The sequence below is a fragment of the Prosthecomicrobium pneumaticum genome (assembly GCF_014199915.1).
Classification (GTDB): Bacteria; Pseudomonadota; Alphaproteobacteria; order Rhizobiales; family Kaistiaceae; genus Prosthecomicrobium; species Prosthecomicrobium pneumaticum.
Genome location: NZ_JACHOO010000010.1, coordinates 100,259 through 124,728 on the forward strand (window position 1 = coordinate 100,259; position 24,470 = coordinate 124,728).

Below are 24,470 nucleotides of genomic sequence, written 5' to 3' on the forward strand. Positions count from 1 at the left end.
ACCTGCCGTTCCGTTCGGATCCGCCTGCCCTTTCCCGATCAGAGGAGATCGGAGACGAGGGCACCGCGATCCGCCGCCATGTCCGGTGCCAGCGCTATGCGCAGTTCATTCGCCGCGCAGACGATGTGATAGAGGCTCGATGCGCGGGACGGTTCGCGGATCGGGGCGCCCCCTTCATCCAGATGCTCCCACCACGCGCCGGGAACCGGATGCCGGGCATAGAGCAACAGCCCCTCGGTCGCTTCGGCCGCGCGCGAGAGAGCCCCGGACGCCGCGCTTCCCCCGAGCGATGCGATCGCCAGATGCGCCTTGATCCGTTCGCTCTGCGGCCAGAGACGCGCCCGTCGGTCGGTGTGCCGCAAGGTCCTGGGATCGAGGCCGTTGACCGCGAGCTTCCGCCGGGGATCGATTCCGTGGTCCTCGGCGAAAGCGATCAGGCGACCGGCAGCCGCAAGCGCATCCGGGCGATCGGTGAGGCGGCCCCAGCGAACGAGAAGCGCGGCCCATTCGTATTGGTGGCCGGGTTCGAGGTCCCCTTGGGCCTCGCCTTCGAGGACGCTCCAGTCCGGGTCGAACCGTTCGCGCAGCGCCCCCGTCGCCGGATCGAGGAACCGCTCCAGGCACAACTCCGCGATCTCGTCGGCGAGCCTCTGCCACAGCGGATCGGGCACGACCGCTAGCCAGGCGAGCGCGGCCTCGAGCATGTGCATGTGCGGATTGGCGAGAAGCGGCGCGCCCGGCGGAGCCGGTTCGACGAACCCTGCCCGCGGATGACGGAACGATGCCCGTATCCGGGCGACGGAGGCCATGGCCCGGCAGGAGAGCCGTTCGGTAAGGGCCGGGTCGGCCGCCGCGGCGGCCGCCAGTCCGAACAGGACGAAGGCATGGTCGTAGAGGTCGAAATCCGGCCGCAGGACGTGCCCGTCACGCGCCACGACGGACCGCACCAGCCCGTCGCCAGTCCAGAACCCGTTATCGAGGCGCGCGAGGCCGTACCGCACCAGAGCGGCGGCCGGTCCGTGCCAGCCGAAACCCGGGGCGAGCGCATAGGCATAGATCTGCCGTCCGACCACCCGGGCGCGCTGGGGGTCATGGATCGGCGTGCCGTCCGGAGACAGGCGCTCGACGAAGCCGCGCGAGACCGGGTCGAGGCCGCGATCGGCCCAAAGAGGAAACGCCTCGCCGCACAGCCACCGGACGAGGCGCTCATAGGAGGCCCGCAAGTCCTCCTGCGGGCTCACGGCTGGCCCCCGGCTGAGCCGGCCAGCCGCGCCGGTCGCCCGGCGAGGAAGGGGCGCAGAACGTCGTCCAGCCGCCCGGTCTGGAACAGAACGCCTCTGATTCCGGCCGCGGCGGCGGCCTCGATGTCGGAGAGCCGGTCGCCGATCATCAGGCTGTTCGCCGCGTCGACCGGCCAATGACGCAGGAGATCGAGGATCATGCCCGGAGCGGGCTTGCGCCAGTCCGACTGGCGGCGATAGGGCTCGAGGGCGGCCTCCGGATGATCGGGGCAAAAGCGCACGTCGTCGATATGACCGCCGACGGCGAGGAGCTCGTCCTGGATGACGTCCATCAGCCGATGGAAATCGGCAGCGCCGTAGTAGCCGTGCCCGATGCCCGCCTGATTGGTGACCACGAACACGTAACAGCCGGCTTCGTTCGCGTCCCTGATCGCTTCGGGGGCGCCCGGCATAAAGGCGAAGCGGTCGCGCGTCGCCACATAGCCGCGATCCTCGTTGATGACCCCGTCGCGGTCGAGAAACAGCGCGGGCTTGCGGCGCCGGGCTTCGATCTCGTGCTGCGCCCGGGCATAGTCCTCCGGCACGCCGATATCGATGAAGTAGGCGTCGCTGGAAACCCCGGCCAGCAGGCCGTCCGCGGCAAGGCCGGGCAGCGTGTCGTGTTCCAGCGCGCCGGCGGCCGGACAGCGGGACACCATCTCGCGCCGGAACAGATAGACGCCGGCATTGACGAGGCAGGGGCCGGGCTGCGGCCCGCCGGCGGGCCGGAACGCCGTGACCGACGCCCCCTCCATCTCGACCGTGCCATAACGCCCGGCGCCGCTCAGGCGGCGCAGCGCCAGCACGCCCAGCGCCCGTGGCGTCCGGGCGAGCGCGGCGCGCAGGGAAGCGAGCGGCTGATCGAACCACGAATCGCCGTTGAAGAGGAAGAACACAGGATCGAGCCGGTCACGGGCATGAGCGAGTGCCCCGCCCGTGCCCGCCGGCGCGGGCTCGGTCGCCACCTCCACCGTGATCCGCCGCCCCAGCCGGTCCGGCAGCGCCGCCGCAAAGCGGGCGATCCGGTCCGCCTCGAACGCCGCCAGCAGCAGGAAGCGCCGCACGCCCTGACGCGCGATCTCCTCGATCAGGATGTCGAGAAACGGTCGCCCCGCGATGGGCAGGAGCGGCTTCGGCGTGCCGGCCGTCAAGGACCCGAGGCGGGTCCCCAGACCTCCGCAGAGGATCACGGCCTGTTCAATGGGACCGACCAGGATGTGACACCCTCCTTAGTGAATTTGCACGGCAGCAAGCGACCGGGTTCCCGAGACAGGATCTCGACGGTCTTCTGCCGTTCCGCGGGATCGCACAGAATCATCAGAATGCCCCCGCCGCCGGCGCCGGAGACCTTGCCGGCCAGAGCGCCGCTCTGCATCGCCAGATGCAGCACACGCTCGATTTCGGCATTGGACACGGCGCCGGCGGTGGCCTTCTTGGCCGCCCAGCCCCGATTGATCGTCTCGGCGCAGTCGGAAAGATGGCCCGTGATGAGCGCTTCCTTCATCTCGAGCGCCTCGCGCTTCAGCGCGAACATCGCCCGCAGCGCGTCGTCGTCACTGACGATCCGGGCCTGTTGGGCTTCGATGATCGTCTTGGAGTGGCGCGACTGGCCCGTGTCGTAGAGGATCAACGAAGCTTCGAGTTCGTTGATCGCGGCGCTGCGCAGCCGGAGCGGGTTCACCACGGCACGGCCGTGCTCGTGGAATTCGATAAAGTTGAACCCGCCGAAGGCGGCGGCATACTGGTCCTGCTTGCCACCCGCGATCTCGAGGTCTTCCCGCTCGATCTCGAAAGCGAGCCGCGCGAGATCGTATTCCCCGAAGGGCAGGTTGAGATAGTTGCGGAAGGCCTCGAGAATGGCGACCACGAGCGAGGAGGATCCTCCCAGTCCCGATCCGGCCGGCACGTCGACCGTGGTGCGCACCGTGACCGGGAGCGGCCTGCCGCGATTGAAGGTCGAGACGATGCGGTTATAGACCCCGCGGTGCAGCAAGGCTTCCGGGCCGAGCGGAAGGGTCGTCTCCGCCGGCCCTTCGTAACGCTGCCCCAGTTCCGTCGCCTCCAGAAGCACCCGCCCGTCCGACCGGGGCTCGAGGTGGGCATAGGCATAAAGCGCAAGGGTGGCGTTGATCACCAGGCCGCCGTGCCGGTCGCAGAACGGTGACAGGTCGGTACCGCCTCCGCCGAAGCCGAGGCGCAGGGGCGCTCTTGCGCGGATCTTACGGGGGGAGGGTGGAGGGCTGGAGAACACGGTGGCGATCGATGAAGGTCTCAAGCTGTGCCGGCCTTTCTCCGTCACCGGGTGAAATGCCCTGCGGCAACCTGCACTATACGCACCCGCCCGCATTCACAACATCGCTCCCGCCGAGAAGGGCGCCGACCAACTCCGGTCTCTCCGCCGCCGCCCCGAAATCCTCGGCATCCGCATGACGAGCCTGAAGAATGCGGCTGCCGCACCAGCCCTCCCGGTCCGGCAATCGAATGCCCCGGCCCGCCGCCGGGGTCTCGATCTCCGGCCGGGTGCTGCGGTCCGTGGCGAGGCGACGCACGCGGACGCCGCCGGCCACGGCCAGCCCCCTCGCGGGACGCGCCCCTCATCGCCCTTTGACACGTCTCTCATCCTGGACGAAACAGGGGCCGCTGCGGGAGACCTGCCATGACGCGCGCGTTCACGCTCGCCGAACTTCCTCGTCTGGGTATCGACCCGGGCCTGCGCCTCGGACGCCGTGTGCACGAGGGCTACCAGCGCGGCTGGGGCATCGAGTTCGGGGCGCTGAAGGACAAGATTCGCGCCGATCAGGATTTCGCTTCGGCCCTCGCTCTCGCCCTCGGACGAAGCGTGGTGACGGAGGAGCGGCTGATGAACCTGTTCATGCTGATCAAGCTCTTTCTGCCCCGACTGGGCGGCGGGCACATCATCGAATACGGCACCTATCGCGGCGGGTCGGCTCTGTTCATGGCCCGCCTGGCCGCCCGGTTCCTTCCCGGAACGCGGGTTCTGGCCCTCGATACGTTTGCCGGCATGCCGGAGACCGACCGCCGCGTCGATGCCCATGGCGCTGGCGATTTCGCGGAAACCGATGTGGAGGAGGTGCGCGAGGCGGCCCGGGCCGCGGGCCTGCACAACGTGACCTTCATCAAGGGCCGGTTCGAAGACACCGCCGGAGCGGCGCTGGCCGAGGCCGGGCGCATCGCGCTCACCCATATCGATTGCGACATCTACAGCGCCGTCCGCTGCAGCTATGAGCTCACGAAGCCCTTCATGGTGCCGGGCGGCTATTACGTCTTCGACGACGCCACCATGTCGAGCTGCCTCGGGGCGACCGAGGTGGTCGAGGATATCGTGATCGCGCGCGACGGGCTGCGGTCGGAACAGATCTATCCGCATTTCGTGTTCCGACACCCCGAGGCGTGAACGCGCGGTCCGTCGCAAAAGAATGGGCGAGGTGTCCCGCCGCCCGCGAGGCGCTCGGGGTCTCGCGTTCCGTCTCCCTCGCCGCCGGCACGCCCCGGTCTCGAAGGGCGCGGCCGTCCAGGCAGAAAGAAGACTAAAGACGACTCAACGAGTCGAGAAGAAAGGCCGTTGCAATGTCGACCCTGCGGAGAGATCGTTCCGGTTGCGGCGGACGCGCTGCGCAGGCGGACGTTTCCGGCGGTGTGCGAAGGCCGTTCCGCCATCGGGCGGCCGTCGCGGCGCGCGCCCCCCTCATGCCGGCACCGCTGCGGGGCGGAGGGAACGGCGCGCCTCGCTGCGGGTTGCCGTCGGATGACCGAGGTCCGCACCAGCGACGCGCTGCGCCACGAGATCGACAGTGGCCGGACGGGCGACAAGATCGCCTTTCCCGACCCCGCGGCGGCGCCGCTCGGCACCGATGACGAGGCGGCCGGCGTGCCGCCCTCGGCCGCGGCGATCGCGCATGCCGCCGCGGCGGAGACGCGGCAGGGCGGAACTGCCGCGCCGGCGGCATCGAACGAGACCGCGCGCGCGATCGATGGCGCCGAGACCGAGCGGCGGGAGAACCGCCGCTGGCTGATCGCCGGCACGCTGATCGTGCTCGGCGTGATCGCGCTCGCCGCCGCGGTCCTGCTTTCGGTCTGAAAGCCGCATCCCCTCCTGCCCGGCCCCATCCGGACTTTTCGATTGCATCGTGGATCGTGCATGATGTAGCAGGCATCGCAGATGCCTGCGCGTCGAGCGGACCGATCCCGCCCGCCGCGGAGGCGCGGCGGGCGCGGGGAGAGGACGATGGTTCGCATTCTGACCGTTTCGAGCAGCGCCACCGCGACCGGGGAGAGCCCGGGCAATGTCCTCGTCTCCGGCTCCTATGGCGGCGAATACAACGCCTTCCACGCGGCCAAATGGGGCATTCGCGGTGTGGTTCTCAACGATGCCGGCATCGGCTTCGGCGGAGCGGGCATCAAGGGCCTGCCCTATCTCGACCGGATCGGCCTCGCCGGGGCGACCGCCGACGCCCGGACCTGCCACATCGCCGATGGCGAGCACATGCTCGAGCACGGCATCATCAGCCATGTGAACGAAGCGGCGCGGCGTCTCGGCTGTGCCGTCGGCCAGAGCGTCCGCGACTGTGCCGAGCGGATGACGAAGGGGCCGGTCGTCGCCGAGCCGCCGCCGGAGATCTCGGGCGGCAAGCGCTTCCTTCTTTCCGGGGCGCCGGAGCCGCGGGTGATCGCGCTCGATGCGGCGCCGATGCTGACGCCCGAGGATGCCGGCGCGATCGCCATCACGGGCTCGCACGCCGCGTTGTTTCGCGGCCGGCCCGACAATGTGATCGGCCCGCAGCTCTTCGCCGTCTTCTTCAACGATGCCGGCGTGGGGCTCGATGGCGCGGGGATCGCCCGGCTGCCCACCCTCGACGAGCGCGGCATGATCGCCGGCACGGTCTCCGCCGACAGCGCCCCGATCGGCGACGCGCGCGCCGCCTATGAGCAGGGTGTGCTGTCCCATCTCAACGAGACGGCGCGGCGGCACGGCGGGGTGGTGGGCGAGCCGCTCAGGGCGTTCGTCGCGAGATTGCGCGGCGGGGGCCCGACGTGAAGCTCGAACGGGCGCTTTCGATCGGGGATCTGCGCCGCATGGCGCGACGGCGCCTGCCGAAGATCCTGTTCGAGCTGATCGAGAGCGGCGTCGAGGACGAATACGGGCTCGAGGACAACCGCGCCGCCTTCCGCGCATACCGATTGATGCCCCGCTATCTGACCGGGATCGCCGCGCGGGACCAGACGGCCGACCTGTTCGGCCGGCGCTATGCGAGCCCGTTCGGCATCGGACCGACCGGCTTCGCGGGCCTGCTGCGGCGCGATGCCGACCTCCATCTCGCGCGGGCCGCAGCGGCGGCGGACATTCCCTTCGTGCTTTCGGGGGCGAGCGTCGCGCCGGTCGAGGCGGTGATGCGGGTCGCGCCCGATCACGCCTGGGCGCACATCTATCCGGCGAAGGATGCGGCGATCACGGCGCGGATCGTCGACCGGCTGGCGACCGCGGGGGTGCGCCATCTCGTGCTGACGGTCGACAACCCGGTCTATCCGAAGCGCGAGCGGGATACGCGGAACGGCTTCGTTCTGCCGCTGCGGCTGCGGCTGCCGATCCTTCTCGAGGCGCTCACCCATCCGGCCTGGATCGCCGAATATCTTTCGGGCGGCGGCATGCCGATGATGGAGAGCTGGCGCGCCTATGCTCCGGACGGCGCCGGTCCCGGTGCGGTCGCGGCCTTCTTCCGGTCGCAGAGCCCGTCGATCCAGACCTGGGCGACGCTCGCGGCGCTCCGGCGCGTCTGGCCGGGCCGGCTGATCGTCAAGGGCATCCAGCACCCCGACGACGCCCGGCTGGCGTTCGAGACGGGTGCCGACGGGATCATCGTCTCCAATCACGGCGGAAAGTCCTTCGATCCGCTGCCGAGCCCCGTCGAGACGCTGCCGGCGATCCGGGCGGCGGTGGGGAAAGAGGCCGTGGTGATGCTCGATTCGGGCGTCCGCCGCGGCTGGGAGATGCTGGTCGCGAAAGCGCTCGGCGCGGATTTCGTCTGGGTCGGCCGGGCGACGCTCTATGGTGTCGTGGCGGCCGGCCGGGCGGGGGCGGATCGCGCGATCGCCATGCTGCGCTCGGAGATCGACACCAGCCTCGCCATGGTCGGGCGGGCGCGGTTCGCCGAGGTCGATCCGGATCTGCTCCTGCGGACGCGCCGATGAGCCGCTCCGCTTCGGGCTTCTCCGCTTCGGCGGAATCGGCAAGGGTGCGGCGAGCGGGAAGGGGTCGGGATCATGGCGAAGACGGACGGGACGGGCGAGACGACGGAACGCCGGCGCCGGGAGCCGAAGGCCGCGCCGGCCCGTTCGATCGTCCGCACCACGCTCGCCGAGCAGGCCTATGAGGCGCTGAAGGAGCGCATCCTCGACCAGACGCTGCCGCCGGGCGCGCGGCTCAACATCGACAATCTGTCGCGCGAGCTGGCGGTCAGTTCCTCGCCCATCCGCGAGGCGCTCGCCCGGCTCGAGGCCGAGCGGCTGGTCGTGTCGGAGCTCTATACGGGCTATGCCGTGGCGCCGACGCCCTCGGCCGCCTATCTCGCCGCGCTCGCCGAATATCGCATTGTGATCGAATCGCATTGCGCGCGGGTCGGCGCCCCGAAGAAGAAGAAAGCCGTCCTGGCCGCAATGCGGCAGGCCTTCGAGAAGATGAATGCGGTGCCTCTGCTCGGCACGCGCTACAAGGAATATCGCCGCTTCGTGGAATGGGACGGCAAGTTCCATCAGGTTCTGGTCGACAGCGCCGAGAACGAGGTCATGTCGGTGACCTATTCCTCGCTGCACGCTCTCCTCATCCAGTCGCGACTCTATCGCAACCGCGAGGGGGCCAATACGGCGCTCGCCGAGGTGATGAACGAGCATCGCGCGATTCTGGACGCCTTCGAGGCGGGGGACGGAGAGGCGGCCGCGCAGGCGGTGCGCGACCATCTCGACGGCGGACGGCGACGCCTGATCGACCGCGAGATCGAGCGCGCGAAGGGCTGACGCCCTTCGCCGATCCGCGGCCCGCGGAGCCGGCCGCCCCGCCACGACGCTCGCGGCGGGACGCGCGGCGGGGCTGCGCACGATCCATCGCGCGGCCGTCGGCAGCGGCGCTGTCCGCTCGAACCCGCATTCGCATATGAAGGCGATCTAAAATCATCCATGAATAACTCAACCACTTGTATATAAAAGAAAAATAGAAAAAAGATCGTGCACGATACATCGCGCTTGACGCATCGGGCCGGTTCCGACAGAGTGCGGAAGAGGCTTGGAGGACGGGCTGCGAGGAGAGGATCCGGTGGAGGAATTCGCGCCGCGCCGCGGGACGAGCCGCCATTTCACGACGGCGGACGGGGTGCGCCTGCATTACATCGAGGCCGGCGACGGCCCGGTTCTGATGATGTTTCCCGGCTGGTCGCAGAGCGCGGCGATGTTCCGCGCCCAGATCGACGGGCTGTCGGACCGCTATCGGGTGATCGCCGTCGATCCGCGCGGCCATGGCGACAGCGACAAGCCCGATCACGGCTACAATGCGCACCGCATCGCCGCCGACATGCGTGAACTGCTGCTCCATCTCGACCTGCACGACGTCGCGCTGCTCGGCCATTCCGGCGGCGTCAAATATCTCTGGGCCTATTGGGAGCTGTTCGCGGGCGAGCGGCTTCGCAAGCTCGTCATCGTCGACGACTCGCCGCGGCTCGTCGACAACCCGGCCTGGAGCGAGGCCTCGCGGGCGGAGATCGGGCCGATGTATTTCACCGGCGATCTCGACCGGTTCGCCGTGCAGCTGATGGCGCCGGATGGCGCCGCGTTCACCGACGTCGCGATCAAGAGCATGTTCGGCCCCGGCTTCGTCGCGAACAACGCGGCGCTGATGGACTGGATCGTCGCCGAAAACCTGAAGATGCCGCGGGCGCTGGCGATCGAGCTGCTCTACGCGACCTCGGGTGTCGACTGGCGCGGCACGATCAGGCGGGTCCGTCTGCCGAGCCTCGTCATCGGGGCGGAGGGGAGCACCCACAAGGCGACCGTGTTGCGCTGGGTGGCCGCCCAGATCCCGGGCGCGCGGCTGCGCATCTGGGGCCGCGAGGAAGGCGGCAGCCATTTCATGTTCATCGAGAGCCCCGACCGCTTCAACGCGGAACTGGCTGAGTTCATCGGCGCCTAGGCGCCGCCCTGGGGAGGAAAAAACCAACATGACGATCTGGCGGAATGTCTCGAGATACGCCGCGGCCGCGCTCGGCAGCGCGATGCTCGCCGCGAGCCTGCCGGCCGCTGCGCCGGCACAGGATGCGCTGGCGCCGTTCGAGGCGGCGCTGAAGCCCTATCTCGGCGGCAATTCGGGTTGGGACGGGCCGACCGAAGGGCCGGTGCTCGAGGCCGGCAAGTCGATCGTCATCCTGCCCTACGACATGAAGAACCCGGGCAACAGCCGGCTCGTCAACGCCTTCACGGCGGTCGCCGGCAAGTTCGGCTGGACCGTCACGCTCGCCGACGGACAGGGCACGACGACCGGTCAGCAGGCGGCGATCAATCAGGCGCTGTCGCTGAAGCCGGACGGCATCGTGCTCGTCTCCTTCCCCGACACCTTCATCCCCTATTTCCAGCAGGCGCGGGACGCCGGCATCAAGGTGGTCGGCCTGACGAGCGCGCCGGACTTCGGCCCCTTCGTCGAGCAGGGCATCGACTGGAACGTGATGCAGCGGATCGAGGATCTCGGCAAGGCGCTCGCCGACTGGGTGATCGTCGATTCGAAGGGCGAGGGGCGCGTCGTCCTGATCTCGGACAAGGCTTTCTCGGTCGTCGAGGCGAAGGTCGCCGCGATGCGGGCGGAGTTCCAGCGCTGCAGCGGCTGCGAGATCGTGCTCGACACGCAGGTGCCGTTCGCGGACGCCAATGTCCGGCTGCCGCAGCTGGTGCCGAGCTGGCTCAACCAGTACGGCCTCGACAAGCCCCTCTACATCGCTCACCCGGCGGATTACTTCATCACCTTCGAGATCCCGGCGCTGCGCAGTGCCGGCGTGCAGCACGGTCAGGTCGTGCTCGCCGGCATGGACGGCGACCCGGCGGTCTATGACCGCATCCGGGCGGACGATTCCTTCCAGAAGGTGACGATCCCGTTCCCCTTCGAGATGCAGGCCTATCAGGCGGTGGACACGCTCAACCGCCTGTTCGCCGGCCAGACGCCCGCCGACTATTCCTCGCCGGTTCTCCTGATCGACAAGACGACCGTCGATACCGCCGGCGGCGAGAACAACGAATACATCCCGCAGAACGGCTACGCCGAGAAATACGCCCAGCTGTGGAAGACGGGAAAGACCACGCCGTGACGACGGCCGCCGTCGCCGCGAGAGGGGAGGCGCCGTCGCGCCTCTCCGTCCGCGGGATCGTCAAGCGCTATCCGGGCACGCTGGCGCTCGGCGGTGTCGACCTGACGTTGCGGGCCGGCGAGATCCACGCCCTCGCCGGGCAGAACGGCGCCGGCAAGTCGACCCTGATCCGCATTCTCGCCGGCGTCGAGCCGCAGGACGAGGGCCGGATCGACTTCGAGGGGCGGACGGTGCGGCCGGGCGACCGGACGCTGCCGATCGCCTTCATCCATCAGGATCTCGCCCTCGTCGACACGATGACGGTCGCCGAGAACCTCGCGCTCTATGACGGATACCGCCGCGGACCGCTCGGGCTCGTCGACTGGGCCGGGGTCCGCCGCAAGGCGAGGACCCTGCTCGAGGCGGTCGGCTGCACGATCGACCCGACGAAGACGATCGCCGAGCTCTCGATGGCCGAGCGCTCGATGGTGGCGATCGCCCGGGCCGTCGCCCGCGATGCGAAGGTGCTGGTGCTCGACGAGCCGACAGCGGCGCTGCCGGCGAGCGACGTCGCGGTGCTCTTCGGAGTGCTGCGGCGGCTCCAGGCCCGCGGCGTCGCCATGCTCTACGTCACCCACCGGATGGACGAGATCTTCACGCTCGCCGATCATGTCACGGTGCTGCGCGACGGCATGGTGGTGGCGTCCCGGCCGCTCGCCGAATTCACCCCCGCGAGCCTCGTCACAGCGGTGACGGGCCGCGCCATCGACCAGCTCTATCCGGAAAAGGCGGTCGAGACGGGCGAGGCGCTCGTCACGGTCGAGAAGCTCTCCGTCGAAGCCTTCGGGCCCGTCGATCTGACGCTCCGCCAGGGCGAGATCCTGGCGCTCGTCGGCCTGCGCGGCGCCGGCCACGAGGCGATCGGCCGGACGATCGCCGGCGTGCTGCCGCCGAAGGCGGGCCGTGTCCTTGTGCGCGGGGCGCTCGTGCCGCCGGGCATCGCGGGCGCGATCGCCGCCGGTATCGGCTTCGTTTCCGGCCGCCGGGCCGAGGAGGCGATCGCCGCCAGCCTCGCGGTGCGTGAGAACATCTATCTCAACCCCGCTTTCCTCGGTGCGGGCGGCTTCGGATTCCGCGACGCCGAGCGCGGCGCCGCGCTCGACCTCTCCCGCCGCTTCGCGATCGATCCGCACGACCCCGAGCGCATGGCGGCCACGCTGTCGGGCGGCAATCAGCAGAAGGTTGTGCTGGCGCGCTGGGTCGCCGCGGCGAGCGACGTTCTGGTGCTCGAGGAGCCGACGGCCGGCGTCGATGTCGGCGCCAAAACCGAGATCTACCAGATCATCACGCGGCTGATGCGCGACGGCCACGCCGCTCTCCTCGTCTCGTCCGATTTCGAGGAGGTCGCGGGGCTCGCCCATCGCGCCCTCGTCTTCGACCGCGGCCGCATCGTCCGGCAGCTCACGGGCGCCGACGTGACCGTCGCGCAGATCTCGCTCCATGCGAGCGCGTCCGACAAGGATTCTCCGAAGTGAACTCGATCGAGACCGCGGCCGCCGCGCGCAAGGCGTCCTCCACCCGCAGCCCGCTCGGCCATCTCCTCAGCCACCATGCGCTGCTGATCATCCTCGTCGCGCTCGTCATCGCTTTCAGCCTGATCCGGCCGAACACCTTCCCGACCGCGCTCACGTTCCGCGGCATCGTCGATACGAAGTCGGTGGTGGTGCTCGTCTCGCTCGGCATCATGCTGCCGCTCACGACCAACCAGTTCGATCTGTCGGCCGGCTACATCATCGCGCTCACCAACAGCCTGGTCGTCGGGCTGATGATCAATGCCGGGCTGCCCTGGCCGGTGGCGATCCTCGCCGTTCTGGTGGTCGGCGGACTGGTCGGTGTCGCGAATGGCTGGCTCGTCGCCTATGCCCAGATCGACAGCTTCATCGCGACGCTCGGCTCGGGCACCGTGCTGTTCGGCCTCGCCAACTGGTATACGGGCGGGCAGCAGCTGTCCGGGCGGCTCGATCCCGGCTTCATCGCCATCGCGGCCCAGAGCTTCGGCATCCCGCATGTGGCGCTGATCGCGCTCGCCGTGGCGCTGGTGCTCTGGGTCTTCCTCGAATACCTGCCTGCCGGGCGGCGCTTCTATGCGGTCGGCGCCAATCGTCGCGCGGCCGAACTTTCCGGGATCAATGCGCGCCGCCGGATCGTCATCGCCTTCACGGTGTCGGGCGTCTGTGCCGCGATGGCCGGTGTGATCTTCGCCTCGCAATTGCGGGTCGGCCAGACCAATACCGGCCCCGACATGCTGCTGCCGGTCTTCGCGGCGGCGCTGCTCGGCTCGACCTCGGTGCGGCCCGGCCGCGTCAATGTCTGGGGCACGGTGATCGCCGTCGCGCTGCTCGCCGTGGCCGTATCCGGCCTGCAGCAGATGGGGGCGCAGTTCTACGTCGAATACATCTTCAACGGCGGCATCCTCGTCTTCGCGGTGGGTGCTGCGGGCTTCATGGGCCGGCGGCGTGCGGCCGCGCGGCGTGCCGCGGCGGCCGAAGACGCGGTGCGCGGACGCTGACGCCGGCGGGCGTCCGACCCTCTCGACCTTCAGGAACGGGTCCCTCCGGGGACGGTGCGGAACGAGGATGACGTGGATTCCAGTCTGATCAAGCTCGCGAAAGCCCTCTCCGAGGGCATCCTCGCCTTCCCGGCCACGGCGTTCCGTGACGATGGTGCGATCGACGCCGACGGCATGGCGCGCCACGTCGCGACCCTCGCCGCGGAGCAGCCGGCGGCGCTCGTTCCGATCGGCGGGGCGGGCGAGATCTTCTCGGTCGATCCGGACGAATACGAGACCCTGCTCGACGTCGCGATCGACCAAGCCGGCGATGTTCCTGTGATCGCCGGCGTCGGCCACGGGCTCGCAACGGCGCGGCGTGCCGCACGGGCGGCGGAACGGCTCGGCGCGCCGGGCATCCTGCTCTTTCCGCCCTATCTGACCACCGCCGATCAGGCCGGTCTCGCGCATTATGTCGGCGCGGTCTGCGAGACCGTCGGCATCGGTGTGATCGCCTACAGCCGCAACAACGGCATTTTCGATGCCGAGACGGCGCTGCGGCTCGCCGAGCGGCATCCGAACTTTCTCGGCGTCAAGGACGGCGTCGGCGATTTCGAGACGATCCTGAAGCTGAAGCTCGAGGGCGGTGACCGCTTCACGCTGATCAACGGCGTGCCGACGGCCGAAATCCTCGCCGCGCAGTGCTTTGCCGTCGGCGTGACGTCGTACAGCTCGGCCGTCTTCACCTTCCTGCCGGCGGTCGCGAAGCGTTTCTATCGGGCGGTCCGGGACGGCGAGACCGAGGTCTTCGACCGGCTGATGCGCGAGTTCTATCTGCCGCTCGTCGCGATCCGCAACCGGCGCCGCGGCTATGCCGTGTCGATCGTCAAAGCCGGGCTTCGGGCCGTGGGTGAGCCGGCCGGGCCCGTCCGCGCGCCGCTGATGGACCTCACCGCGGAGGAGATGGCGCAGCTCGAGGCGCTGATCGCGACCGGACGGAGGATTGTCGCCGAAGCGCCCGCGCCGGTCTGAGGCGACGATGCCCTATCTCGTCGATACGCTTCATCATCCGGACAGCGCCGCCGCGCGCGAGGCGCTGCGGCCCGCGCATCTCGCCTATCTCGCTGCCCATATGGGGCTGCTGCTCGCCGCGGGCGCCAAACTCGAAGACGGCGGCGCGGTCGGTGCGGGCAGCTTCTACATCCTCGCGGTCGAGGACAGGGCGATGGCGGAGGCCTTCATCGCCGCCGAGCCCTATGCGCGGGGCGGGCTGTGCGCCACCGTGACCTATACCCGCTGGCGGAAGGCGATCTTCAACTTCGCCCGCGAGACGCCCGCCCAGCCCTCCAGCCTTCGGGAGACGACCGCATGAGCGAAACCTCATCCCTGTTCGGCAGCAAGCCGACCCTGTCGCTCGCCGCCGCCAGGGCGCTGATTGCCGCGGCGGAGGTCGAGGCGGTGGCCGCCGCTGCCCGCGTGAGCATCGCGGTGCTCGATGATGGCGGCCATCTCATCGCCTTCTCGCGAATGGACGGCATCCATGCGGCGACCGTCGAGGTGGCGACCGCGAAGGCGCGAGCGGCCGTGATGTTCCGCCGGCCCACCAAGGCCTTCTCCGACATGGTCGCGGCGATCGGGCCGGCCGTGCTCGCCCTTCCGGGCGTCATCCCCTTCGAGGGCGGCGTGCCGATCCTGGTCGAGGGCGCGCTCGTCGGCGGGGTCGGGGTGAGCGGCAGTGCGGCGGATGTCGACGGCCGGATCGCCCGGGCCGGGATCGCGGCGATCCTCCCGGAGGCGGGCGCATGACCCCCTCGATCGGCATGCTCGGCGCCGGCGGCATGGGCGCCGCGATCGGCCGCCGCCTGGTGGACAACGGTCTCACCGTTCGGATCGCGCTCGAGGGGCGCAGCGCGGCGAGCCGCGAGCGGGCCGCTGCGGCGGGGATGATCCCGGCCTCGGATGCCGAGGTGGCGGCGAGCGACATCATCCTCGCCGTGCTGCCGCCGTCGGACGCCGTCGCGGCGGCCGGCCGGCTCGCCGCGACGATCGCGAGAGCGGGGACGAAGCCGGTCTATGTCGACCTCAACGCGATCGGCCCCGAGACGGCGAAGGCGATCGGCGGCTCGGTCGAGGAGGCGGGCGCGGTCTTCGTCGACGGCAGCATCATCGGCTTTCCGCCCGGCGCGCCGGACCGGCCGGAGCCGACGCTCTTCCTCAGCGGCGCGGCGGCCGATCGCGCGGCGGTGCTCGCCGCCCATGGGCTGACGACGAAGGTGGTGCCGGGCGGCATCGGCGCCGCCTCTGCGCTGAAGATGAGCTATGGCGGCATCACCAAGGGCCAGATCGCGCTCGGCGCGTCGCTGATCCTCGCCGCGGAGCGGGCCGGCGCCGCCGCGATCCTGCGTGACGAACTCGCCGCGAGCCAGGCGGCGGTTCTCGCCGGCTACCGCCGCAGCATCCCGGACATGCTGCCGAAGGCGGCGCGCTGGGTGGCGGAGATGGAGGAGATCGCGGCCTATATCGGCCCGGAGCATCCCGAGCACGCCTTCTTCTCGGCCGCCGCCGCCTTCTATCGCCGCATCGCCGCCGACGAGGAGAAGGACGGCCCGGAGAGCGAGGCGTTGCGGGCGTTTCTGAAGGGGTAGAAGCTGCCGGGCGGCCGCTCCGGCCGGGCGAGCGCGCCGCGGTAGCGTCAGGATGGTGAACGGGGTGTCACCCGTCGCCTCGCTGGCGCGGGCCACCGGATCGGGCTAAGCGGAGAGCCCGCCATCGCTCGGTGTGGCGGATCGCTCGCGGGCGGTCCGCCGGCCGAACCGGCGCGCCTCAGAGGCGGTCGCTCCGCTTCGGGCGCCGGACCCGGAGACGACGACATGAAGAAGATCGGCTTTCTCTCGTTCGGCCATTGGTCGCCCTCGCCGCATTCCGGCACGCGCTCGGCGGCCGATGCTCTGCTGCAGTCGATCGATCTCGCCGTGGCGGCCGAGGCGCTCGGCGCGGACGGGGCGTATTTCCGCGTCCATCATTTCGCGCGCCAGCTCGCCTCGCCCTTTCCGCTGCTCGCCGCGGTCGGCGCGAAGACGCGCCGCATCGAGATCGGCACCGCCGTGATCGACATGCGCTACGAGAACCCGTTCTACATGACCGAGGACGCCGGCGCCGCGGACCTCATCGCCGGCGGACGGCTGCAGCTCGGCCTCAGCCGCGGCTCACCCGAGCAGGTGATCGACGGCTGGCGCTATTTCGGCCATGTCCCGCCCGAGGGCGAGACGGACGCCGGGATGGCGCGGCAGCACGCCGAGATCTTCCTGCAGCTCCTGCGCGGCGAGGGCTTCGCCGAGCCCAATCCGCGCCCGATGTTCCCCAATCCGCCCGGCCTCTTGCGGCTCGAGCCGCATTCGGAAGGGTTGCGCGAGCGCATCTGGTGGGGCGCGGCGACCAACGCCACGGCGGTCTGGGCGGCGAAGCTCGGCATGCATCTGCAGAGCTCGACGCTGAAGTTCGACGAGGGCGGTGCGCCCTTCCATGTCCAGCAGGCCGAGCAGATCCGCGCCTTCCGTGCCGCATGGAAGGAGGCGGGCCACACGCGCGCGCCGCGTGTTTCGGTGAGCCGCAGCATCTTCGCGCTCGTCGACGAGCGCGACCGCGCCTATTTCGGCCGCAACGGCGACAGCCGCGACCAGATCGGCTTCATCGACGAGGGCACGCGCGCCATCTTCGGCCGCAGCTATGCGGCGGAGCCCGACCGGCTGATCGAGGAGTTGCGGCGCGACGAGGCGATCGCCGAGGCCGACACGCTGCTCCTCACCGTGCCGAACCAGCTCGGCGTCGACTACAACACGCATGTCATCGAGGCCATTCTCACCCACGTCGCCCCGGGCCTCGGCTGGCGCTGAGGCTCGGCTGGCGGCGAGGGGGCGCCCGCCGGTCCGGCGGCCGGGCGCGCTGTCTCGCCTCAGGCGACGCCGGACGCGAGCGTGATCGTCCGGCCGGTCGCTGCGGCCTCCTCGATCGCGGCGAGCACACGCGTCACCTGGAGACCGTCGCGCGCGTCGGCGATCACCGGCGCGCCGATCGTCACCGCGTCGACGAAGCGGGCGATCGCCTCCATGACGAAGCCGCCGATGCGGCCGCCCGCGGCGGGGGTCACGCCGAACAGGTCCGTCGTCCGCAACCCCGCGCCCGCATATTTGCGGAAGGCGCCGTTCTGCGCCGTGTCGGCGGCGACGAGGCCGGTCTCGCCGACGATCTCGAGCTTGAAGTCGAAGACGAGCGGCATGTCGCGCGGCATCACCCAGCTGTTCTCGAGCTGGGCGATGGCGCCATTGTCGAATTCGAGCAGCGAGAGGTGGACGTCGGCCGTGTCGACGCCGCCGGCCGCCAGATGGCCGCGGCGGACCATCGCCTGGACGCGCGTCACCTCGGCGCCCATGACGAAGCGGAGCGCATCGACCGCATGGCTGCCGAGGAACCACAGCGCCGAGGACCGGGCGGCCCAGGAGAGCAGCTCGTGCGGCACGAAGAGCGTGTTGCTGAGCCGTGCCGAGGCGTGCAGCGGCCGCCCGATCTCGCCGGCGCCGATCGCGTCGCGCAGCGCTGAAACGGCCGGGTTCACGCGATTGTGGAAGTCGACCATCACGGTGACGCCGCGCTTCGCGGCCGCCTCGGCGATCGCCTCCGCCTCGGCGAGCGTCGTGGCGAGCGGCTTCTCGCTCATCACGTGCTTGCCGGCCTCGATCGCCGCGAGCACGATGTCGGCATGGGCGAAATCGGGCGTCGCGACCGTCACCGCATCGACGTCCGGGTCGGCGATCAGCGCGCGATAATCGGTATAGGTCTTCGGCGCACCGAATTCCGCCTGCATCGCCGCGACGCGGGCCGGATCGAGATCGCACACCGCGACCAGCTCGGCGCCGGCGAGTGCCGCGAGCGTGCGGCAGTGGAACGAGCCCCACAGGCCGGCGCCGACCACGCCGAAACGGGCCTTCTTCAACGACATACCATTCACCCTTTCACGGAACCGAAGGTCAGGCCTCGGACGACATAGCGGTCGAGCACGAGGAAGATCAGCATGGGCGGGATCATCGCGGCGACCGCGGCGGCGGCGATGAACCCCCAGGTCACGCCGGCGGTGCCGAAATATTGCAGCGTGCCGACGGGGAGCGTCGCGGTGGCGCGGTTGGCGAGCACCAGCGGGAAGGCGGCGTTGTTCCAGGAGAACACGAAGGCGAACATCGACGTGACGATGAGGCCGGGGGTGACGAGCGGCAGGACGACCTTGGTGAGGATGGTCCACAGCCCGCCGCCGTCGATCCGCGCCGCCTCTTCGAGCTCGACCGGCACCTCGTCGATGAAGCTGCGCATCAGCCAGACCGAGAAGGGCACGGTCAGCGTCTGCGCGATCAGGATCATCGAGAGATAGGTGCCCTTGAGACCCGCCGCGCTCGCGAGGATCGAATAGGGGATGAGGAAGGCGACCGGCGGGGCCATCAGCAGCCCGAGATACCAGAGCATGATGTGCTTGCGGCCGCGCAGGCGGTAGCGCGACAGCGCATAGGCGGCCGGGAAGGAGAAGGGCAGGTTGAGGAGCACGGCGCCCGCCGCGACGATCAGGCTGTTGCGCAGCTGCGGCAGGTTGTTGCCCGGCTCGACGAAGGTGTAGCGGAAGGACTCCCAGCTCGGCTGGAAGCGGAGCACCGGCGGCATGGCGAAGAAGGTGTCCGCCGGGCGGATCGCGAGCAGCACGAACCAGACGATCGGTCCGATGAAGACGACGAGCAGCGCCAGCATGGCGAGATAGCCGAAGGCGCGTCCGCTGAAGGTTTCCGAACGGGCCATCTCAGTCGAGGTCCCTGAAGGCGAAGAAGACGAAGAGGCCGATGATCGCATTGACGACGATGACGATCAGCCAGGTCATGGCGCTCGCGAGGCCGATGTTGAAGTCGACGAGGCCGGCCTGATAGAGGCTGTAGCCGAGCGTGCGGGTCGAGGCGCCGGGTCCGCCCTTCGTCAAAACAACGACGAGATCGAAGGTGTTGAAGAGCTGCATGAAGCGCAGCATCACCACGATCAGCGCGGTCTTGCGGATCAAGGGCAGCTTGATGTGGGTGAGGAGCTTGAAGGCCGAGGCGCCGTCGAGCCGGGCCGCCTCGAGCACATCCTCGGGGACCGCGAGGAGCGCGGCATAGAGCACGATCGCGAAGAAGGGCGTCCACTGCCAGACGTCGGCGAAGAGAACCGCCCAGAGCGCCGTCGACGACGAGCCGAGCAGGCCGGCGGCGGGCAGCGGAATGCCGGCCGATTGCAGCAGCCAGGGGATCAGGCCGCCGTTCGGATCATACATGTAGCGGAAGAGGAAGCCGACGACGATCGGCGCGATGGTCGTCGGCATGATGAGGAGCACGCGCGTCAGCCGCATGCCGCGCAGGTTGCGCAGCAGCAGAAGCGCGATGCCGAGGCCGAGCAGGAATTCGACCGCCGTGCCGACCAGCGTCATCAGGACCGTGGTGCGCAGCGCGCCGAGAAAGAACGAGGCCGAGAAGGCCATGCGGTAATTGTCGGCGCCGATATAGCCCATCGGCACCGGGCTCATCTGCAGATTCCAGAAGTAGAAGCTGTTCTTCAGCGCGAAGACGAGCGGGAAGAGGATCAGCGCCAGCAGCAACAGCACCGAGGGCGCGATCAGCAGCCAGGGCAGGGCGGCCGGCAGGCGCCGCCGGCGCGGCGACGCGGCAAGGGACAGGGCGACGGTCATCGGCGCTCCGCGGGGCGGGAGAAGGGCGGGCGAGGCGGGAGGGAGTGGCCTCGCCCGCTCGGTCAAGGCTCAGGCCAGGGATGCCATGAGAGCCTTGGTCGCCTCCAGCGTGTCGTCATAGGACGCCTGCTGATAGGGGATCAGGAAATTGCCCTTGAGGATCGTCTCGAAGAAGGTCGAGGTCTCCGACAGGCACGCCTCCGGCGTCATCGCGCCGGTGAGAACCTTGTTGAGGTTGAGGCCGTAAATGCCCTCGAGCGTCGTGTAGACCGGGCAGGGCGGGCGGACGATCTTGCCGTTGCCGGCGCGGATGTCGCCGATCTGGCCGGGCAGATAGGGGTAGATCTTCAGAAGGTCCGGATCGGCGTAGAGCGAGGGCCGGGCGAAGTCCGAGAACTGGTAGCCATACTTGTCGTAGAGGGCCATCGCCTTCTGCGTTTTCGCCGAGGTCGCCCATTTGACGAACTGCCAGGCGGCCTCGCGCTTCCCGGTGTTGCCGGCGATGCCGAGGCTGTGGCCGCCGAGCGACACGACCTGGTGATGGTCCGGGGCCTTCGGCAGGCGGACGATGCCGAGCTTGTCGGCGACGACGGAGTCCTTGCCCGTCATGTAGCCGTCCTTGCGGCAGAGATAGGCGTAAGGCGTCCACCAGTAGAACATGCCGATATCGCCCTTGGCGAAACGCATGCCGGCGTCGAACCAGTTGTAGCCGACCGATTCCGCCGGCGAGAGCTTGTAGAGCTCGAGGAAGAGCTTCAGCGCCTCGCGGTTCTCGGGGCTGTCGACCGTCGGCGTGAAGTCCCAGGCCGAGCCGGTCGGGAAGCTCTTGAACCAGCGCGTGCCCATGCTCGCCGCGAGCTGCGTGAACATGTGGACGACCGGCGCCGGCTGCTGGCCGGCGAGCACGGTGCCGCTCATGGTCGTGCCGCCGAAGCTCTTGCCGTGGAGCGCCTTGACCGTGTCGAGATAGTCGCTCCAGGTCCAGCTGCCGTCCTCGGGGATCTTGATGCCGGCCTCGTCGACGAAGTCCTTGCGGTAGAGAACCATCTGGCCATAGGAGGCGACCGGCAGCGTGCCGACCTGTCCACGCCAGGTGTTCATGGAATAGAGGACTTCGGGAATGAAGTCGTCGATCGCCGTATCGCTGTCGGCTTTGATGAACTCGTTGAGCGGCAGGATCCACTTGCTCTCGAGATACTGGCCGAGCCACATCTGGTCGACCGAGATCACGTCGGCATCGGGTTCGTTGCTGATGAAGGAGGAGGTCAGCCGGGCCTGCAGCGCCTCCGTCGAGATCGCCTCGATCTCGAGCGTGATGCCGGTCTCCTGCTGGAACTGGTCCTTCAGCCCCTCGATCGCGTAATAGAACGGGTCGCCGGCGAGAAGCACGCGCAGCGTACCGCTCCCCTGCGCCCGGACGATATTGGGGAAGGTTCCCCCGAGCGCGGCGGCGCCGGCCAATGCGGCACCGCTCTTCATCAGGCTGCGCCGCGAAACGCGGAACGCGGAAACCGTCTTCATATCCCTCTCTCCTCTGCCGGTATCGGCACGGCTCGTTCGGCCGCGCTCTTTGATCGCGACGGCCTGCCCCCTCCCCAGGGAACGGCCGTCTCGAACCATGTTAGTTTGAGGCTCGCACAAACATAGCTGCTCGTCAACGGTGGCCCCTTCGGCTAAAGAAGAACCGGACGGCGAGTCTTCGGCGCGGCGGGGCGCGCAGGGCCGCCGCGTCCCCGGGGGAAGCGGATCGGGTGATGAGCGGCCGAGGCAATGGTGAGGGCGTCTTCGAAGCGGCGGCGCCCGACTGGTCCTTCGAGGATGGCGAGGGCGCGCCGCGGCCACAGGCGTCGCTGCTGTCATCGGCCATGGTCGGCTCCGCCAACCGGGGGCGGGTGTTGCAGGCCCTGTTCGATCTCGGTCCGACGAGCCGGGCGGAACTCGCGCGTCGCGCCGGTGTGAACCGGACCACGATTTCCGGAATCGTCCAGCCGCTGCTCGACCAGCAGGTGCTCGTCGAGGGCGAGCCGATCCCCTCGAGCGAGGGCGGCGGCAAGCCGGCGCGGCCGCTCTGGTTCGCGCCGGACGCGCGGCCGATCTGCGGCATGCTCTTGATGCCGGATTCGGTGCGCACCTGTCTCGTGACGCTCGAAGGGCGGATTTCGGCCGAGCACGTCGAGGCCTTCGGCCCGTCGCGCGGCTCCGATGCCATCGAGCGGGCAATCGCCGCCGCGACGGAGCGGACGCTCGCCGCGGCGCATCGCGAGCCGCTCGGCATCGGCGTCGCCGTCGGCGGCATGGTCGACACCGACCGGCGCTCGATCATCGCCGTCAATCTCGCGCCGGCGATGAACGGCCTGCAGCTCGGCGCGGCGCTGACGCGGCGCTTCGGCCTGCCGGCCTTCCTCGATCACCACCCGCGGGCGCTGCTCGTCGGCGACCGCTGGTTCGGCAAGGGCCGCGGCGCCCGCCATTTCGCGGCGGTCTATACCGGCGAGGTGCTCGGCGGCGCGCTCTATCTCGGCGGGCGTCTCTATCGCGGTCCGAGCGGGGCGGGTGGCGAGCTCGGCCACACCTTCGTCCAGGTCGACGGCGCCGTCTGCTCCTGCGGCCGGCGCGGCTGCTGGGAGACGATCGCGACGCTCGGCTGGCTGCGGCGGGAAGCGCAGGCGGCCGGCATCGCCGAGCCGGAGCGCATCGATTCGGCCCGGCTCGTCGCATTCGCCGAGGCCGGCGACGCGGCGGCGGGCGAACTGCTCGACCGCTATGCCCGCAATGTCGCGGTCGGCATCGCCAATCTCGAACAGACCGTGGCGCCGAACTCCTACATCCTGCACGGCGATGTGGTCGGCGGTGGCGAGCGGCTGAAGGCGGCGATCGCCGCCCATGTCCGCCGTCTCGTGCCGGACCGCGGCACCGGGGAACTCGCCTTCCATCTCGGCGAGACGGAGGACCGCGCCGCGCTGCTCGGCGCGGCGGGTCTCGTCCTCTCGGAGCTCCTGCAGTTCCCGCTCTGATCGGCGCGGGCGATGGCGGGCCTACCGCCCGCGGCGAGCTCAGCCGCGGACGAGCAGCCGGTCGGTGGCGAGCCAGAAGGGCGGCAGGCAGAGCGGCATCGACGACATCGGCAGGATCGACTCCTTGAGCGCGATGCCGATCTCGTCCGCCATGAAGCGCCGCCGCGCCGCGATGCGCGCCGCCACCTCGGGGTGGCGTGCGGCGAGCTCGGAGCGGAGCGCGGCATCGGCGAAAGTCACCGGATCCTCGCAGTTGAGCGCCTGCCCGTCCTTCATCGGCACCGGGATGACGTCGACCTGGAAGGGCATGCCGGAGGCCAGCCGCTCGGTCGAACCGGGGCGGACGGGGGAGTTCACCCACTCGTCATAGCCGACGAGATGGCCCGGGCTGAGCGCAGAGCGCAAACCCTCGCGGGCGAGCACCTCGGTGACCGCCGCGAACAGCGTGCCGCCCTCGACGCCGAGATCCGCGGTCTCGTACCAGGTGGCGAGCGCCTCGAAATAGCAGCGCGCCTTGGCGAGGAAGGCCTCGTCCTCGTCGACGAGCAGTCCGGCGCGCGCCGACAGGCCGCCCCAATAGCCGACCGCCGTCGAGACGCCGTCGCCCCTCGTCAGCACGCGATGGGTCGGGCTGGCGAGGCCGACGACCGGCGCCGAGGAATCCGACGAGGCGAGCATCATGTGGCAGGACATCGGCTCGCCGGCATAGCCGACACGCGCCGCCGCCTCGAGTTCGCTCTCGCCCGGCCGCAGGCCGCGCAGCACCCGCCAGAGCGCGGCGGAGGCGCGCGCCGCGCCCCATTCGAGCAGCGCGATCTCGTCGGCGTCGACGACCGACCGGAGCCCGCCGGTCGGATGCATCAGCACCGGCGTCGCGTCGCGGAGCGCCTCGGCCGAGCCCGCAGCGGCAGCGAGCGCCGCCACGATCATCTGCGGCACGAAGAAGGCGGGCGCGGCGAGGCCCCATTCTTCCGGCTCGAGATATTTCCAGCCGACGAGGCCGATCGTGGCGCCGCGGGCGATGCCGGCCTCGGCGAGCACGTCGACGAGCCGGGGCTTCCTCGTCCGGTCCTGGCCCATCAGGCTCATCGACTGGGCGAGCAGCGTCTCGATTCCCGGCAGGCCGGCGACAGCCGTGAAGCTCTCGTTCTCGTTGCCGGTCACGACGATGCGGCGGTCTCCGGGACCGAGCAGCAGCAGCGCCTCCTCGAAGCGGGGCTCGAAGCCGGTCAGGAAGGCGATGTTCGCCTGATGCTCGCGGTCGGCATAGACGACCAGCCAGTCGGCGCCGGCACGGCGGTAAGCCTCGCGGCAGCGCGTCTCATAGGTCGCGGCGGGGATCGTCGGGCGGGCGAGCGGCACGCCGAAATCGGGAACCGTCACGGTCTTCAGAAGCGTCGGCAAGAGAGAATCCTCCTCGGGGTACGGGCCGCAGCCGGCTGCGCGGCGACGATTGAGACCGTGATCGGGGGCCGCCGTCCAGTGCGGATCGTCTTCGCACGGCAAACCGCCGGCCCGCTCCGGCGCCGGCAGGGGACGGGC

General features: G+C 69.8%; 23 protein-coding genes. 15 read left to right on the top strand and 8 right to left on the bottom strand.

Annotated elements, in window-relative coordinates; all coding sequences use genetic code 11:
- Positions 1–38: 38 nt before the first annotated feature.
- Genes GGQ63_RS19345 through GGQ63_RS19355 form a run of 3 tightly spaced genes read right to left on the bottom strand, consistent with a single transcriptional unit; the run spans position 39 to position 3,414 of the window.
- Complete coding sequence (locus GGQ63_RS19345; RefSeq protein ID WP_183858254.1) at positions 39–1,241, bottom strand: AGE family epimerase/isomerase; 1,203 nt, start codon at positions 1,239–1,241, stop codon at positions 39–41.
- On the bottom strand, positions 1,238–2,431 hold the full coding sequence (locus GGQ63_RS22140; RefSeq protein ID WP_246429883.1) for an HAD-IIIA family hydrolase: 1,194 nt from the start codon (positions 2,429–2,431) through the stop codon (positions 1,238–1,240). The genes GGQ63_RS19345 and GGQ63_RS22140 overlap by 4 nt, the downstream gene beginning before the upstream one ends.
- A gap of 35 nt (positions 2,432–2,466) precedes the next feature.
- A complete protein-coding gene (locus tag GGQ63_RS19355) occupies positions 2,467–3,414 on the bottom strand; it encodes a GHMP family kinase ATP-binding protein (protein WP_210308590.1) in 948 nt (315 codons plus the stop codon).
- Positions 3,415–3,936: 522 nt separating this feature from the next.
- On the opposite strand from GGQ63_RS19355, the gene GGQ63_RS19360 reads away from it, so the two are divergent.
- From GGQ63_RS19360 to GGQ63_RS19425, 14 genes are all read left to right on the top strand, one after another.
- Positions 3,937–4,695, top strand: a complete 759-nt coding sequence (locus tag GGQ63_RS19360) for a TylF/MycF/NovP-related O-methyltransferase (RefSeq protein ID WP_183858256.1) — start codon at positions 3,937–3,939, stop codon at positions 4,693–4,695.
- A 351-nt stretch (positions 4,696–5,046) separates the two neighbouring features.
- Entirely contained in the window at positions 5,047–5,379 is a 333-nt protein-coding gene (locus GGQ63_RS19365) for a hypothetical protein (protein ID WP_183858257.1), read from the top strand.
- 147 nt (positions 5,380–5,526) lie between these two features.
- Positions 5,527–6,336 carry a hypothetical protein gene (locus GGQ63_RS19370; RefSeq protein WP_183858258.1) on the top strand — a complete coding sequence of 270 codons (810 nt, stop codon included), beginning with the start codon at positions 5,527–5,529 and terminating at the stop codon, positions 6,334–6,336.
- Complete coding sequence (locus GGQ63_RS19375; RefSeq protein ID WP_210308591.1) at positions 6,333–7,487, top strand: alpha-hydroxy-acid oxidizing protein; 1,155 nt, start codon at positions 6,333–6,335, stop codon at positions 7,485–7,487. The genes GGQ63_RS19370 and GGQ63_RS19375 overlap by 4 nt, the downstream gene beginning before the upstream one ends.
- A gap of 72 nt (positions 7,488–7,559) precedes the next feature.
- On the top strand, positions 7,560–8,309 hold the full coding sequence (locus tag GGQ63_RS19380) for a GntR family transcriptional regulator (protein ID WP_183858259.1): 750 nt from the start codon (positions 7,560–7,562) through the stop codon (positions 8,307–8,309).
- 295 nt (positions 8,310–8,604) lie between these two features.
- A complete protein-coding gene (locus tag GGQ63_RS19385) occupies positions 8,605–9,474 on the top strand; it encodes an alpha/beta fold hydrolase (protein WP_183858260.1) in 870 nt (289 codons plus the stop codon).
- Positions 9,475–9,502: 28 nt separating this feature from the next.
- Entirely contained in the window at positions 9,503–10,636 is a 1,134-nt protein-coding gene (locus tag GGQ63_RS19390; protein WP_183858261.1) for a substrate-binding domain-containing protein, read from the top strand.
- The gene (locus GGQ63_RS19395; protein ID WP_343061225.1) at positions 10,633–12,150 is read left to right on the top strand and encodes a sugar ABC transporter ATP-binding protein; all 1,518 of its coding nucleotides are present in this window, start codon (positions 10,633–10,635) and stop codon (positions 12,148–12,150) included. Before GGQ63_RS19390 ends, GGQ63_RS19395 begins: the two co-directional genes overlap by 4 nt.
- Positions 12,147–13,184, top strand: a complete 1,038-nt coding sequence (locus GGQ63_RS19400; protein ID WP_183858262.1) for an ABC transporter permease subunit — start codon at positions 12,147–12,149, stop codon at positions 13,182–13,184. Before GGQ63_RS19395 ends, GGQ63_RS19400 begins: the two co-directional genes overlap by 4 nt.
- Before the next feature lie 72 nt (positions 13,185–13,256).
- On the top strand, positions 13,257–14,195 hold the full coding sequence (locus GGQ63_RS19405; RefSeq protein ID WP_183858263.1) for a 5-dehydro-4-deoxyglucarate dehydratase: 939 nt from the start codon (positions 13,257–13,259) through the stop codon (positions 14,193–14,195).
- 7 nt (positions 14,196–14,202) lie between these two features.
- Positions 14,203–14,535, top strand: a complete 333-nt coding sequence (locus GGQ63_RS19410; RefSeq protein ID WP_183858264.1) for a YciI family protein — start codon at positions 14,203–14,205, stop codon at positions 14,533–14,535.
- Positions 14,532–14,969, top strand: coding sequence for a GlcG/HbpS family heme-binding protein (locus GGQ63_RS19415; protein ID WP_183858265.1), 438 nt, complete (start codon positions 14,532–14,534; stop codon positions 14,967–14,969). Before GGQ63_RS19410 ends, GGQ63_RS19415 begins: the two co-directional genes overlap by 4 nt.
- Positions 14,966–15,808, top strand: coding sequence for an NAD(P)-dependent oxidoreductase (locus tag GGQ63_RS19420; RefSeq protein ID WP_183858266.1), 843 nt, complete (start codon positions 14,966–14,968; stop codon positions 15,806–15,808). Before GGQ63_RS19415 ends, GGQ63_RS19420 begins: the two co-directional genes overlap by 4 nt.
- Positions 15,809–16,033: 225 nt before the next feature.
- A complete protein-coding gene (locus GGQ63_RS19425; RefSeq protein ID WP_183858267.1) occupies positions 16,034–17,056 on the top strand; it encodes an LLM class flavin-dependent oxidoreductase in 1,023 nt (340 codons plus the stop codon).
- 59 nt (positions 17,057–17,115) lie between these two features.
- Here GGQ63_RS19425 and GGQ63_RS19430 read toward each other — a convergent pair whose 3' ends face one another.
- The 4 genes from GGQ63_RS19430 to GGQ63_RS19445 all read right to left on the bottom strand — a co-directional run bounded on the left by GGQ63_RS19430 (position 17,116) and on the right by GGQ63_RS19445 (position 21,435).
- On the bottom strand, positions 17,116–18,153 hold the full coding sequence (locus GGQ63_RS19430; protein WP_183858319.1) for a Gfo/Idh/MocA family protein: 1,038 nt from the start codon (positions 18,151–18,153) through the stop codon (positions 17,116–17,118).
- A gap of 11 nt (positions 18,154–18,164) precedes the next feature.
- Positions 18,165–18,998, bottom strand: a complete 834-nt coding sequence (locus tag GGQ63_RS19435) for a carbohydrate ABC transporter permease (protein ID WP_183858268.1) — start codon at positions 18,996–18,998, stop codon at positions 18,165–18,167.
- Between the two features lies 1 nt (position 18,999).
- Entirely contained in the window at positions 19,000–19,914 is a 915-nt protein-coding gene (locus tag GGQ63_RS19440) for a carbohydrate ABC transporter permease (protein WP_183858269.1), read from the bottom strand.
- Positions 19,915–19,983: 69 nt separating this feature from the next.
- Positions 19,984–21,435 (bottom strand): extracellular solute-binding protein, encoded by a 1,452-nt coding sequence (locus GGQ63_RS19445; RefSeq protein WP_183858270.1) that lies wholly within the window; start codon positions 21,433–21,435, stop codon positions 19,984–19,986.
- Positions 21,436–21,668: 233 nt separating this feature from the next.
- Between GGQ63_RS19445 and GGQ63_RS19450 the strand changes: the two genes are divergently transcribed.
- The gene (locus GGQ63_RS19450; protein ID WP_183858271.1) at positions 21,669–22,928 is read left to right on the top strand and encodes an ROK family protein; all 1,260 of its coding nucleotides are present in this window, start codon (positions 21,669–21,671) and stop codon (positions 22,926–22,928) included.
- A gap of 39 nt (positions 22,929–22,967) precedes the next feature.
- Here GGQ63_RS19450 and GGQ63_RS19455 read toward each other — a convergent pair whose 3' ends face one another.
- Complete coding sequence (locus GGQ63_RS19455; RefSeq protein ID WP_183858272.1) at positions 22,968–24,332, bottom strand: M24 family metallopeptidase; 1,365 nt, start codon at positions 24,330–24,332, stop codon at positions 22,968–22,970.
- Between the last annotated feature and the right edge of the window lie 138 nt (positions 24,333–24,470).